Annotated in this window: 3 protein-coding genes; 1 reads left to right on the top strand and 2 read right to left on the bottom strand. The window is 40.5% G+C overall.

Going from position 1 to position 15995, the window contains the following annotated elements; all coding sequences use genetic code 11:
* Positions 1-100: 100 nt before the first annotated feature.
* A complete protein-coding gene (gene avs2, locus PL9631_RS03365) occupies positions 101-4720 on the bottom strand; it encodes an AVAST type 2 anti-phage system protein Avs2 (protein ID WP_083616928.1) in 4620 nt (1539 codons plus the stop codon).
* A gap of 615 nt (positions 4721-5335) precedes the next feature.
* Here avs2 and PL9631_RS03360 point away from each other — a divergent pair.
* Positions 5336-9568 carry an NACHT domain-containing protein gene (locus tag PL9631_RS03360; RefSeq protein WP_156090437.1) on the top strand — a complete coding sequence of 1411 codons (4233 nt, stop codon included), beginning with the start codon at positions 5336-5338 and terminating at the stop codon, positions 9566-9568.
* A gap of 494 nt (positions 9569-10062) precedes the next feature.
* Here the strand turns inward: PL9631_RS03360 and PL9631_RS03355 are convergent, their stop codons facing one another.
* Positions 10063-15966, bottom strand: a complete 5904-nt coding sequence (locus PL9631_RS03355; RefSeq protein ID WP_197046250.1) for an AAA family ATPase — start codon at positions 15964-15966, stop codon at positions 10063-10065.
* Between the last annotated feature and the right edge of the window lie 29 nt (positions 15967-15995).

Raw genomic sequence — 15995 nt, 5'->3', positions numbered from 1 at the left:
CTTCTAGTTTACGGCGTTTAGGCAGATGCTCAACTCAATGCTGCCTGTGATTTTTAAATCATTGCCATCGGCTTGTTTAGCGGTTCTTTGTTGGAGCGACTCAGGTAGTTTTAGGAATAGTGAACTTACCAGTATATGTCTGGAAGGAATCTTCATTTGCGCTTTTCCTAGGGTTTAGCTTAAAGTTAACTATTCCTTCTAAGTGCCCCTCTTTTAAACGTAAAGCTCCACTCAACTCTAAACGTGCATGAAGGGGATTGCCATTCAAAATTATCTTCTCACCAAGGAAAGTCCATAGAATGTCGTACCCATTCTGATCTAAAAATTCGAGTAATGCCTCACGGTTTATAAGACATGCCATCGGGCCAACTTCTCTCACAGAAGGGTCAAAAGCAATTAAGCGTCCTGCCTGCTCGAAGAAGCCTTCAACACCATTCCACCGAAGTTTCATTTGATCGGCTAAAAGTTGGGCTGGTAGATAAATGTTGTAAGATTCATCAACCGAACAATCGAAACCAAAGCTTTCCTGTATGTACCGATCTGTTGTGACTAAAACTTTTTTAGGAATCTTATTATTGTCTCCATCAGTCCAACCATCATGACTGAAGTATGAAGTGTTGTAATATTCAAAGGCGGGTGACCAAAAGAACTCGCCCAAAAATACTTGGGAAAGTCCATGAGATTCTGGCATCCAGCGTCCCATAAAGTTTTGCTGCACAGCCCAGTCATATATACAATCAATATCTTCTTTCTGAACAAGGTAGCTCTTGAGCATATACCAGATCTGTCGCTTTGGCAGACTATCTTCACCCATTTGAACGGGTTCATCCCATGAACTATGATTTTCCAGAGCCAGCCAGCGAGAACCGTCCTTGGGGTTAACAAGATCGATGATTGGCTCAATAGCAGGTAGATCATCTTTGTCTTGGAGCCATTCAACATCACTGGAGTGCTGATTCCATGAATCATAGGGAACAGCAAACCACCAAGGTTTGTTGTGCTTATCGGAGTCGCCTTGTTTAGTACTCTTTAGGAGACAAGACGGATCGATATTCCGTTCGTAGCCTTGCCAGGTACCAACAAATCCATCCTTGTCAGTTGGATTCCATTCATCCTTCCTAAACTTAAAATTATCCGATACTCTTGCTAAAAATTCATGATAGGCAAGCCATTGATATTTTTTGCCCATTCTTTCAGGTTTATTTGCTGCTCGACCGTGAAGATCTAGTCTACTATCAAACCAGCCGAAACGCTCTACAGTCCATCCGAGATCGAAAACTCGCCAGAAAATCCAACGTTGAGCAATGCTTAAATCAAAGCGGTACTCATCCTCATCTGAAGCTTCGGAATAAGACCGAACAGATTCTTCAAAAATTTCTGTCTTATTTTTACCTAGAGCCTTACGAAGGGATTGCTCTGTTTCAGCCATTACTTCTTCTAGCTCTTCTTCAGTATATTCATATCCAAATTCTTTGATTCGTTCTTCAACACTCAATTGACGGTAATAGTCAACGTTATTTATCACAGTGCGATAGCGGTTCCAGGCTCTTTCCTGTTTCACTGTTAGAGACTCTAGAAAACTTTCATATATTTCTTTCTGGGTTGGTGGTTCATCCAACCGTCGAGATGACCAAGAGAAACTTGAAGAATTTGTTCCAATTACATATCGAGCAAAGTCGCCCCCACCGAGTACTGAGCGTTGGATGGTAAAGACACTACGCCATTGATTCAGGAATGGGCTGTCTCCGTAGTTATGCTCCTTAAGTACTTTCTCTGCCTGATCTGTGTGTATCTTTAGTTCATTATCTGAGGGAATGTGGGAAAGCCATTCACTTTTGTAGGGAGGTCTAATACGAGCAACATCAATCTGTAATGAGATGTTGTGGCTCAAAGCTAGTTCAATCACACCACGAGCATAATCCCTTAGCAGAATATGAGGAATCGGTTTGCCATTCTCAAATACCCAACTGTATACATCCTGAGCAAGTTCTGCGATCGCAACGTCATCTATACTCCGCATTGCACATCCGTAGGCAACAGCATAGAGTCGCTCCAAAATGTACCAGTCGTCAACATCTCGAAATTGTGATATAACCTGTCTGAGAATGTGAATGCGAGGAGTAAGCAGGGAAACGAGGGCTTTCGTCGCACGGTCTCGTAAGAATCGATTGGAGGTTGTGAGAAACCAAGCAAGCGTGATCGCGCATAACCGAATTGCCTCATCCTCAATATGACTTTTATCTTCTGCTATCCATGCCCAGTCCACTAGACGATCAACTGCCTCATGTTGTCCGTACTGAAAGTGCAGAAAAGTAGACCACCATGCGTCTCTATCAGGCATAGAATCCCTTTTAAGACGCTGATGCAGAAAGTCTGCATTGTATGGATGATTTGAATTGGAGGCTACGGTCAAAAAAGCATCTAGGAGCAGGTCGCGGGAATCTTTATGTTGAATAATGTGTGAATTAATATACTGGTTTGTTGCCTCTGTGATTGAATTAGGATCGCGCCAAATCAAGCTCTGAATAAATGAATCGCGCACAGCAGAATAGTTAGCACAGTGGGGTGCAACCTCAATAAGCTCTTTTCTAATCCGTTCTGGTACCTGAATCGAAAATGCTTCCACAAGTCCACGATTACAGTATGTCCAGTCGTCCTTGAGCAATTCCCCCAATTGATTGTTTGGAAGGAAGGTTGCTGATGGATTTTCAGAATCCAGGTATTTGTCGAGTAGATATTTAACAATAAGGTGATCGGAGAACCGTTCATATGAAAATCGAATCGTATGTACTGGCTCATCATCTTGCCAAAAGCAGTTCTCAGCGATAATTCCCTCAACTACAAGATGTCTGAACATAGTGTTGTGATAACCGCCTTCTCGTGGAAGAAATTTATTAACAATCACTTGTGCTTCTTGGTTGAGTAGCCATTGTTTGTTGTTCTCCGCCATTACTTCTGCGAGCTTTTGTACGGCTTTCTGAACAATCCTAGATTTTTCGTCAAAGTCTAAATATTCTTCACTAGCGAGTTTGGCATTGACTGATTCGATAAGGAAGTTGAAAACCGCAGAAATTCCATAAAAGCCAGGTGGCACTTCTGTCCAGCGATAATTTTGCAAACCACGGCAAAACAGTTTTAGGAAGAGAGGATTCTGAAACTCTGGATTGAGTAACGGGACGCTAGGGCTCTTAATGCCATAGTGGTCAAAGAAAATTCGTGTTGCTTGATATTCATGTTGAGCAAAGCCATGATGGGTCTTTCGTATTAAGCGATCAACTCCAAGATGTTGAGGAATAACAACATTTTCATAGGGAGTGCGAACACTAAAAGCAATTCCTAGATGAGGAAATTTGTCTAGAAGGGTCAACATTCCTGCGAGATGTTTCTTCCACAGCTTTTTTCCCTCACCCTCATTTAGAGCATCAATAAAAATTAACGCTTTTGACTGTCTTGTCTGAGCCGCAGTTTCTAATGCACCCAGAAATTCTTCTGCTGTACAAGATAGCCTTAAAAGTCTGGTAACTTGTAGCCAAGGTTCATCACTACCATTGAAATGCTCACCTAGCAGTAAGACTGTAGGTAAGCCCTCTCGAATTCTATTTTGAGCAATATCACACAGTAGATGAGTTTTGCCTTGACCAGCAATTCCCCGCAAAAGTAAGGCTGGTATATTAGCAAGCTGAACCTCATTACTTTGAGCTGCATCTTCGAGTGAAGTTAGCTCCTCTGCCAAGCTATAGAGTTTGTGAGTTTGTATACTATATCTACTTGAAGACAACCAGTTATTTTCTGTCTGTTGTTGGGAGCTAGTTTGTTTTTTCGCTTTCTCTTCAAGTTGTCCCAACACCCGAATGTATTCATAGACTTTTTCGCGAGCTTCAGAAGCTAAATTCGAGATCCTTTTAAAGTCTATAGGGTCTGTTTCCAGAGTATCGATAACATTTAAGATTGCTAGGAGTTGGTCAACTTTCTCTCTAAGCAACTCAAAAACTGCTATGGCAGATAATTCCTTTTCGCTAGAGATTCCGCTAGAATAGGATTTCTTGATTTTCCCTTGCAGAATCTTGAATTGATTAAAAAATTCTGTTGTTCTTCCCAACCCATCAAAAAGTTGTGCGACAGGCAATTCAACATTCAGTTCCGGTGTATATCTTTCTCCAGCATTGCCTATTGCTTCATCCAAACGGGATTCAAACCAGTTTTGACTAAATAGTTCAGCTTTGAACCAGAATAGATACCGACCTCGATGCTCCTCACGAGTTAGTCTTTCAAAAATTTCATGCTCTCCCCAGTAAAGGAAACTAACTGTTCTACCTCTTGCCTGCGCCCAACTCTCCCATTTGCGAACGCGCTCGTTCCACTTGTCCATAAGGCTCTCTTTTTTGTCATTTCGAGAATCTGGTCGATCAAGTGGCAAACAAACGGTGTAGGAGGTTAAGTTAGGGTGCTTATCTAATGCTGTTTCGACTGAATCATCTAGTTGTTTCCATTGGCTCTTGTCAACCGTAGAGAAGAACTTAGCTTGCCAAGCCCACTCTTCTTCTGAGTTAGGCGAGCGCCAAAAGCATTCTACTCCAGCATCAGGAGTGCCCTTACGAATAAATATAGAATCAGGAGATGGTGGTTTTTCATAGGAAGCAAGTTGACAACAGAGTTCCTCAAAGGCTGAGTGTTGTGAACCATTCCAAGAGCGAAGATTTTGCCAGTTAATGCTCGACATATCTATACCCGTATACCTATGCAAAAAAATGTTGCTACTACTGGGGCTTGTAACTATACAAATAATCTAGATCAATCGCATCTAAATGGGAGAGCGAAAAATTTTGGGGGAGATGAGGTAGATAATGCGGTAGGATGACCAGATGCTTGATTCTTCTTTCGGTGTCATCTACCAACTGAAAATAGTATTGCTAGGCATCTGTCAATGTACCCATAAGATTGCCGGGACTGGAAGGATAAAGCTGCTGGGACTGTAACTGTAACATTCATTCTGACGTTAGGTTGTCACCCGACATCTGCAACAGTTGGAATCATTTAACCCATATTCCCCAGATGGGCATCGATTTTTCTACTAATTTTAAAAATAGCCCAAATCATTACATGGCAATCATTTGGGCATTTATTTATTACACTTTATTTGGAAATTCAAGTGGCTTAAATATCTGCGGAATGTGGGTTTTACCGCAATTTGGCTCCATTCCCTCTAGCTCAGGTTTTTGACGGGGTTGTCACCCCGTGAGGATCAATCCTTTTACCCCCTGCTGTTCTTGAGAGCCAAATCGCGGTCATTGAGCGACAATAGTAGAGTAATTAATTTTGTTCTTAAAGATTAGTGGTGTCAGATCCAAGATACGACTGGAAAAGATTCTGGTATCCAAAGGGAGGGACTTGCAAACTTGATTTTGCTGGTTATTTAGATGATCCGGAATCAAGTTATGCACACATTACTAATCCTGAAGTCGTTCCATTTGAAGCCATTAGTAGAACTCCGTGCCTGATTTTACTAGGCGAACCGGGAGGCGGCAAGTCTCTTGCACTGGAGCAAGCATTTGAAGATGCTAAAAGGCAAGGAAAGCCTGCCCTTAAGTTTGAACTTAGAGGTTTTGACTCAAGCTCTGAACTAAGGAATGAGATTTTCGGCAACTCAGTATTCCAAGACTGGTTGAATAGTACATATCATTTGGATTTATTTCTTGACAGCTTGGATGAGGGGCTTTTGTCACTCAGTGTTTTGTCAGATACTTTAAGTCGTAAGCTTAAAAATTTTCCGTGTGAGCGTCTTAAGCTTCGACTCACCTGTAGAACGGCTGACTGGCGAGGCACTTTAGAAGAAAATTTGAGACAAATATGGGGTAAAGATGATGTAGGGGTCTATGAATTAGCTCCTTTGCGACGAGTAGATGTAGAGGAGGCAGCGGGCAAAAATCATTTAGCCCCAATAGCTTTTTTAGAAGAGATCCGAGCTAGAGAAGCTGTTCCATTAGCTATCCAACCGATTACGCTGAAGTTTCTGTTGAAGATTTACCAGGAAGATAAACAGTTTCCTTCCACTAGAAAAGAACTTTACTACAAAGGCTGTTGGAATTTTTGTAACGAAAATAATCCATATCGTCGTGAAGTAGAGGAAAAAGGTAAGTTAGATATTGATAAACGTATGATGATTGCTGGCAGAATAGCAGCAGTCATAATCTTTGCAAATCGGGTTGCCATTTGGACAGGTTCAGGTGAAGCCCCCTCCAAGAATTACATCGCCATTCAGGAGTTATGTGGTTTAGAGACTCTTGATGAACGTGAGTTTTCGGTAACTGAAACTGCTATTGAGGAGGTACTGAAAATTACAAGCTTATTCTCCTCCTATGGGGATGGGCACAATAGCTTTTGTTTTGCTCATCAAACTTATGCAGAATTCTTGGCTGCTCGGTATCTAGCACAGCATTCAATGACCTTAGCTCAAACAATGAGCTTATTAAAGCATCCTGCTGATCCTGACAGGAAACTGGTTCCGCAACTGCATGAAGTTGCAGCATGGCTGGCTAGTCTAGTGCCTGATGTGTTTAGGGAAATTGTTGAAAGTGAGCCCGATGTTATGTTGCATAGTGACATAGCAATGGCTGATCAAGATAGCTGCGTAGCTTTAGTAGAATCTTTGCTCAGACTGCATGATGAAGAAAAACTGCTATATGAGCCTCGATCGTGGTTGTATCAAAGGTTGAAGGATAAGAATTTAGTTGATCAAGTTCAACCTTATATTACTGACACCACTAAAAGTGTAGATGCCCGATATGTAGCAATTGACATTGTAAAAACCTGCCAACTGAAATCATTTCAGCATGATTTGGTTAATATTGCTCTAGATCCGTCACAACCTTATTTGGTTCGAGTCAATGCTGCTCATACAGTCAGTGAGCTTGGGGATACCGAAATCAAAGCAAAATTGAAATCATTAGCTCTGGGTGAAGCAGGAGACGATCCAAACAATGAACTTAAGGGATATGGGCTTCAAGCAACCTATCCATCTCACATAACAGCAAAAGAAGTTTTCGATGTTCTCACACAGCCTGATGGCGATTATTTTGGTGGTACATATCAAAATTTTGTGGCTAGAGATTTCGCTGCACATCTTCAGGTTGCAGATTTACCTTTAGCCCTAGCATGGGTTGAGGCACAGCAACCTAGACGTGAATTAAGCTACCCGTTCAGTGACCTATCCGATGCAATTATGTTTCTGGCATGGGAGCATCTTGAATCACCTGGTATATTAGGCTCCTTTGCAAAGATAGTTTTCACAAAATGGAATAACTATCGAGAGAGAATGACTTACCAGAATAGATCATTGTTTAAAGACTCACTACTCAGTGATGATTACAAACGTCGTCTTTTAATAGCAACCCTTGTTCCCATGTTTTCATTATCTGAGAGGACACCCGTTTGGCTACTCGGACTTAAGTTACAAGTAGACCTTCATAAGGATTTTACGTGGATGATCGAATGCCTTCAATCCTCTGAAGATGAGCGAATTCAGCGAACCTGGGTACAGTTGATTGGGAGAGTCCTTATTACAAACCCGGAACACTTTCCAGAACGGGTAAAAACAGTTCTTAGCATTATTACTAAAAACACTATTTTACGTAAAGCGTTTGAAGTATGGATAGAGCCTATAGCTTTAGACTCATCAGAGGCAAAAATTGAGAGAAAGGTTGATCTTGAAGTATTAAACCAACTAGAGCAAGAAGAAAATCTTCAATCAGGAGTATCTCCTGCGGTAACAATTATTCAACTTTTGGAGAAGTTTGAATCTGAGGATCTATCTGCTTGGTGGCAACTCAATAGGGAAATGACTCTTACAACAGAAAATCAATCCTACGAACATATTCTTAAAAACCCAGATCTAATCTCTTTTCCAGGTTGGAAAGAGGCAACTACTTCTACCAGAGTACGTATTACTGAAGCAGCAGAGAAGTTTGTGTTGAATTGGGAACCAAGAGAGGATGAATTATCTTTATATGAGCATGAAATCTCTGGGTATAAAGCATTAAGACTTCTTTTAATAGAAGTTCCTAATCGCGTTATGAATATTCCTAGCCATGTATGGAAGCGGTGGGCTGTAACTATTCTCTCATGCTATTCAATATCAACTAGCAGCCAAAATTCTGAAATTCATCACGGGTTAATGAAATTTGCGTATCAACACGCTTCAGATAGAATGATTTCTGCTCTTTTAGCTCTTATAAATAACGAAAATGCAGAGTATTTTAGTACCAACTTTGTGAGCGCATTTAAAGAGTGTTGGAATCGGAACTTAACTAATGCTTTACTAAACAAACTAGAGGATAAAAATTTAAAGCCTAGATGCATGGGACATTTATTGGAAGAACTGCTTCTTCAAAAGAGTAGCGTAGCTATAAACTTTACAAGAGCGCTTATCCCCTCGCCGCCACCTTCCAGTGAAAAGGATCGCTTTAAGGCTATTCAAGCAGCAAGTTTGCTAATGACTCACACCAAGGAGGCAGGTTGGTCTGTTGTCTGGCCAGCTATTCAGCAAGATTCTCAATTTGGAGAGGAAGTAATCGAGTTTTTGTCTAATTATCTACATAGATCAAGGGATTTTGATTGGCAGCTTGATGAAGCTGAAATAGCACAACTCTTCATTTGGCTGGTTACACAATCTTACAAAATAGAAGAGGGAGTACAAAATGACAATAGTGATGAGAAGACTAATAGTAAAAACAATGTAAACAAAATCATAGAAGATAATGCTCTTGAATGGAAGAACTTTATCCTGCATCACCTTAAGGAGCGTGGTACTAATCAGTCCTGTAAGGCATTGCAGACAATAGCTGATGGGTTGCCAGAAATGGCTGAAAAACTCAGGCATACTTTGCTTGAAGCTCAACTTATAACTCGTCGTCGTACTTGGTCAGCACCAACGCCTCAAGAAGTTCTTAAAGTCACGAGCAATCGAAATTTACGTCTTGTTAATGGAGCAGATCAACTGCTTGATGTTGTCATTGAATCTTTGAATAGACTAAACCAGAAGCTTCAAGGCGAAACACCTTCTGCAATTCTTCTCTGGGATCAGGTTGTTTCTCGCCCTAAAGATGAACAGGCATTGTCTGATTACGTAAAGATTCATTTAGAGGGAGATCTTAGAGCAAGGGGAATTATTGCAAAACGTGAGGTTGAAATTCGGCGACGGCAAGGAGGTAAAGATGTTGCTGCGCCCGGTGAACGTTTGGATCTTCAAGTAGATGCTTTTATTCGAGCTCCAAGTGGAGAAATTGATGACTGTGTAAGCATCATTATTGAAGTTAAGGGATGCTGGAATCTAGGGTTAGACACTGCAATGCAAACTCAACTTGTAGATCGCTATCTCAAAGATAACCGTTGTCAGCACGGTCTTTACCTTATTGGCTGGTTTAATTGTCTACAGTGGGACAGCAAAGATTCCAGAAAGCCTCCAAAGTTGAGTATTGAGGAGGCAAGACAGAAGTTTGAAGCGCAAGCTGCTGAGTTATCGAAGCAAGGTGTCAAAGTTAAAGCTGTAGTTCTAAACACAGCACTTCGGTAAATTTATGAGGGCAAAGTAGCAAGTAAACGTTCCTCTGTGTAAGGGTTATAGCGATTGGCTATAAAATGGGTTAAAAAAACTTCAAAAATGAACCTATAGGCTATTGTCGTTGGATCGTAAGGGTTCCAGCGTGGGGTTGTAAAGAAATAAGGATTTTCCTAAACCCCTAGAATATCAAGGGTTAAGGGGTGGGGATGTCGAGAAATAAGTTAATTATGGGATACGCGAACAAGACACCAGAAATACACGAGGAAGCTGCGATCGCTATCTCAACGAATTACCCCAATGCACGGCGGGGCTTTAATTCTTACCAAATTTGAAAGGAGCAACCTTGTGTGCCCAGAAGTCTTGGGCTTAACGGCACTTTTCGCACAGTTGCTACTCAAACACCAAGTCCCGATAAGTTTATTAGCGAAGGTAGGGACACGGTATCATTAACATTTGCAATTCTTTCCGTTATCTCTGATATAAATAACGTAATATTAACTACATCTTCATAGTGAATTAGTATGATTTATTTTCAAGCTTTTTAAGATCGGTATAAAAACTTCTACTAGATAACTGTTAATATTCTTGGTGCCTATAAGTTGTGAACAAGTAGAACGTAAATCTTTCCAAAGCATGGTTTCTTTGTAGTGTTCAAGATCCGCAGGAATATAATCAAGGAGAGTTTGAGAGCAGACTACGATCAATCGCTTTTGAGCGCGTGAGAAGGCAACATTAGAGCGGTTTAAGTCGAGAATGAATTCGACGTTTTTACCAATAACTACTGAATCGCTGGCAGTTGCGGAAACAATGATATTATGACACTCGCCACCCTGAAGTTTTTCTACTGTATCCACAACTCTAATTAAATGGTTATAAGCTGCTAAAGAAGTTTTAAGTTGTGTACGTTGGGCGCGATGAGGGGTGACAATGGCAATAGATTTTTCTGACAAACCTTCAGCTTGAGCGATTATTTGTTCGATAATTTGAACTTCAGTGAGATTGCTACGTCGAGAATTTGACTCAGAATGAACTACTAAAAAAAGCCCTTGCTCGCTATTCCAAATTGTTTGCCAAGGATTCTGGGTAAGTTGAGCGAACAAATTAGTTTGAGGTGCAGGAACTCCTTGAAGTTCAATTTTATCTAGTCGATATACTCCAGCAATTAAATGTCTAATGATAAATGGTAAGCGGAAAGTATGATTTAACGCTGAACCCAAAATGGCACTATCTGTTATTGGAGTTAGCGAGTTATTTTTGAGGTTTTGTACAGCTTCATAAGCACTAACATAGGGCTGATATAACACAACAGGTGGACGGTCTTCTTTTTCCCAATCGTGTGCGACAATCGGAGCAAGCTGTCGATGATCGCCTGCTAACATGATTTCCCCATTAACTGATACTAAAGTAGCTAATGATAAGAAATGGGGAAAAGCCATCATGCTTGCTTCGTCAACTATAAGTGTATGAACTTGAAACTGATTACCCATACTTTCAGCGAGTTTTAACATTCCTGTCACCGTTCCGCCAATAACCATTACTCCTTCTGAACGTAATTGATTAACTTCATTAGCACATTGATGAGTGTTAAATAATCTAATACTTGTATTATTAAACTTTTCTCCTTCTTCCTCTTTAGCATCAACACGGCTAAGAATAATAGGCGGAACAGCTAATCCACATCTATCTGTGTACTCTCTTAATGTTGATAAATGCTTATTAATGCGGAGAAGTAGAGTATCTACAGCAGTATGAGTAGAAGCAGCTACTAGAACTATATCTCCAATATTTCTGCGAGCTATAATCCGTAAAAATGTTGCGATTGCTGTTGTATCAGTTTTTCCTGTTCCTGGTGGCCCCTGTAAAAGTTGAATGCGAGTATGCAATCCTTTGATAATTGCCTCTATTTGATTGGAATGAAGTGGCTCATCGCTCCCATTCCCTCGTTTTAGCCGTAAACTTTCTAAGTAGTTTTGATAAATATTGAGTTCGTCTGCTGGCGGAATAACTTGCTCAGGAATTCGCGGGTTTGTTGGATCAAACCATTGATAAAGGTGATGATTTTGATTGGTATTTAGTTTAGTATCGACTCGGTGTGCTACAAAATCGGAAGGACTTTCATCTAGGGTAGCAAATTCAAAAACAAGCCCTGTATCCTTACGACCACTGCCTGGAAGTTGATATCGGTTTTGCTTGGAATGTATAACTTTGAGCTTAATTAATCCACTACCCCAGTCAATTCTTTCTACTGCACAAGTAAAACCTACCCCGCTAGTAAGCTGTTTTATAGTTTGTCCTTTATGAGGATTATCAAAGCAGGGAGTAACTCTAACAAAAGAACCTTCTTCAATCGTACAGTTAGCTTTAATAACTTCTGGATTAATTTCATAATTATCCAAATAAATCGTTGCTGTTAAGCACCTATTCCAAAATGAACTTGATTGTATCTGCACATTGCGAACTGGTAGTGTACGACCTCTTGAAACGCGATAAAGGGGAGGTACAAGATGAGCAGAAATCCAATCGTTGAGGTTAACGTAGTGATCTAAACGAAGAAAATCAATAGCGGCTTGTGCAATATTGTTAACATTCAAATCGAAATTGCTTAAATCAGCAATCCTAAAAGATGGTTTTTCTATCTCAGGGTTTAACAACCAATCAGGAAATCTTTCTTCTATCCAACGTATAGCGTGAGTACGAGCGCAAAGATACTCTTTTAAATAATCAGGTTTTTGAGCATTATTGTAATCTTCAATTGCAGTTTTCAATTTGGAATTAGGTTCAAGATTATCTTTGCTAGGAAGCGTTCCCCAATAACCACGCCAATAAGCAGCACTTAGCGAGTTAAAAAAGCGCAGTCTAATTTCAAATTTTTGTTTTTCAGAGTTGTCCTCTGGGTTAGCGATCCACTGACCTTGGTTATTAATATGTAAATTGTACTTAACAAAATCAAAAATATCTCGGAAAAAAGCTTCTTTGCGATCAAGATAAACTGGAGTACCTTGTACTATTCGCAACCAATGATATTTATGTCCATACCAGTTAAGTGAAGTAACTACAGCTAAATCTCTACCTGTCCATCCCAGCGCATAGCATCGATCTACTTCACTATCTAAACAAGTATAAATGAGTTGTTCGTTGTCTAAATCTCGGCGCAGTCCCATTAATTGCTGTAAACAACTCAAAACTTCACTGCCAACACGAGAGCAACCTTCAATCAATTGAGTCATCTCTTGTTTAGACCAAACATAAAAATGAATAGGAGCAGTTTCAGTCCCAGCAACTGAGGCGATCGCCTTAACTAGTTCGGTAAAAAATTCTTGAATTAAGTTTTTTTCCGACTGGGTATCTTCTTGGTAATTCCCTGTCCAAGCGGTTTGCTGAAACCTAATAATATCTTTGCCTCGCAGAGCCCGTTCTTGATACTTATTTTTCTGCCCTTCTATATTTACTAGTTCTTGAACAACAGCAGCTGGTTGCCTTTTTCCGTTCTTTCCTTCAAACTTAGTATCAAGCACCGCTTGGCTATTAGTTACATGAGCGCACAGAGCAACAATACGGTTTTCAGCGTAATCATATTCAACAGATAAGAAAACCCGGAGTAGAGAAATACCATCAATAATGTGACAGGGAAGTAGGGTTTGCTGCAAATGTGCTGAATATTTAGTTAGTTCTTTGACTTCGTAATCATTAATATAGCTATCGCCACCAGGAAGTGTACGGCGACGCGCTCCTGCTTTAATTTTTAGTAACTCAAGGTTTTCGGTGAAGCTAATGTCTCGTCTAATATAGACTGCTTCTGTACCACTAAGATCGAGATCTGCTAAACCATCAATATTATTGATGCCAGCAGCTTTTAAAGCTCGGATGGTAGACGGATCGATGCCTAGTAATTCTAAGCGTCGCTGGCGGGCACTTTCTGCTAGACAGTGAACGCTGAGGGTGCAATCGCTACACTTGGCATCAAGCTGATAATCTAACTCATCTAAATCTCGATCAATAATCTTGTTCAATCTGCCATTAGAATCGAGAAGGTGCGTTAAGTCTGCTTCTAAGGTTTGAAAATCAAGAGGTTCGAGGGCAAGAATATCTTGTATTTGATTTGTAAGTTCGTCAATTCTTACTACAACTGCCTCAATTTGCTCAACTTGAAGTAATTGTCCGCCAACTTTTACTGGATTTAGCTGCACCAACTGACGCACTAATATCCAATACAGTGCCAGTTGAGCGCGGTGATAGGTACGGTCTTTACGACTGGCTTTTCCTTCAACCAATCGCAACGTTGGTTGATTGCCATCCCATAGTAAGACAACAAAATCAATTTGACCGCTGATATGAAACGTGCCTAAGATTCCATTAACAGCAATTTCTCTTCCATAAGCTTTTTTACCGCAAGAAAGGTCGGCTAATCGAGCCACAAAATCATTCCAGGCTGTGGCATGAATCTGAGAACTTGAATCTTCATGAGTTAGTGGTACCAGACCACTTTGCATTAGAGACTGTTCCCACTCTAGTTCCTTGGTTCGACCTACAGCTTCTAATACTGGATCTAAAGAAGTCTCAAAAATTAATTCAAAAACAGGTAATTTTTTAGCTTCTTTGTAATTATTTAACTTGAGTTTAAAGCGGCGATCGCAGGAGTGGTAACGGATATATTCTCCAACATCAGTGGCTCGTATAGAGGGCAATTCAGTAGAGGTTGGAGTTGAATTATTAGTAAAAAATGCAGTTAAAAAGTTACTAGATTGACCGTAATAACTCACTACAACTTCCTGTTTTGCTCTAGTTGCTGCTACATGAAGAAGAAAACGTTCTGAATTGATTACTGTATTGCGTGCTGCATTATCAGAAGCACTGCCTAAAGCTGACTTAAGAGGTAAAACATCTTTATTTACTCCTGCCAAAATAACATAGTTAAATTGCAGTCCTTTAACTCGGTGCATTGTGGCAATACGAACCCCAGGGTGAGATAAATTATCTGGTTCACTACGTCGAATTTCGCGAGTTTTTATCCCCAATTGGTTTAATGCTGAACTATACTGTTTAACCAAATGATTCGTCCTGACTACGATGCAGTTGTTGGATAACGCAGTTCCGCCGTTTTCAATTCCTCGCAGATAATTGCTAATAAAATTAATCTCTTCATCAAAACTAGGGAATCCATGTATGCTTGGTTCAGAGCCGTGCAAAAGCGAGCGATAACCCTTCAAATCATCTTGACCGCCATCTAGGTCATCAACAGAAACACCTGTTAAGATTGCAGTTGCCCATTTCCGGGTTTCGTCAGTTGTCCGGTAATTAATTCTGAGCTTATGAGAGCGTCCGCGAATATCAATACCACAACGACTTAAAACTACCTTACGGCCATAAATGCGTTGGTGAGGATCGCCCACAATAAAAATATCGTTACTACCATTATTTGAGGTAACTATTGCTTGAATTAAGCAAAAAGCTGCCTCACTCATATCTTGAGCTTCATCTACAATAACTGCTTTAAAGGGTAAACTTTCCCCCTCTTTACTTTGTAATAAACTACAAACATCGCGCATTGCATCTTCGCTTTCTTTCCAACCTTTTTGTTGAAGTAAAGAGCGATATTCTTCAAATACAGGCCAAATTGCAGCTCGCTGAACCCGGTTGAGCTTCGTGCCACGTCCAGTTCTAGGTATGGTTAAGTATTGTTTGAGGCTGGTTACTTTATTCGCCTGAATTACCTCGCGCCACTCATCTTTATAAAAAGAAAGTGGTAGTGATGGAGATTCAGGTTTGCACTGATAAACATTCTCCCAAAGTTCTGCCAATTGGTCATCATAGACAATTTTGGCTGTAATGCCTTCGCTCTTCAAAAATGTTGCTACCCAAGCGTCAATATTTTCAACTTTAATCCGACGCATGGTTTCGGCAGAACAGATTTTACGCAAGTTAGCTTCAATATCAACTGCTAAATTACGAGTAAAAGTGGTAAATAAAATCCGATCGCTTGGATTAGTAAATCGATGTTCTGCCAACCACTTAGCGCGGTGCATGGCGACAACTGTTTTTCCTGTACCAGCGCCCCCAAGAACTCGAACCGGGCCTTTCCAATCTCGTTCTACCAAGCGTCGCTGGCTGGGATGAAGAAAAACGCGCCATTTTTCTAAAGGAGCAGCCAATATTTCTAACAGGTCTGCATCATCTGTAATCACATGGAAGCGCCGTTTGCTATCATCTTTCTCCAAAGCTGCATCAAGGTTATTGGGATCGACATTCTGTTTGTGCTTCTTGTCTTGAAGGTCAAGTACTTCCTCGATTGAATATCCAGCACCCAGCATTATTACAGCATCAGCAGCTTCTTCTGGAAGTTGGGGAATGAGTCGATCAATATCTTCATCAGTTACAACTGCTCTTACTGCACCCAGTAAGTAGGTGGTCATAAATAGAGTTAAAATAAGAAATGAATAAA

The sequence above is a fragment of the Planktothrix paucivesiculata PCC 9631 genome, from assembly GCF_900009265.2.
GTDB lineage: Bacteria > Cyanobacteriota > Cyanobacteriia > Cyanobacteriales > Microcoleaceae > Planktothrix > Planktothrix paucivesiculata.
The sequence above is the reverse complement of the archived record's forward strand: the minus strand, read 5'-3'. Positions and strand labels throughout refer to the sequence as shown.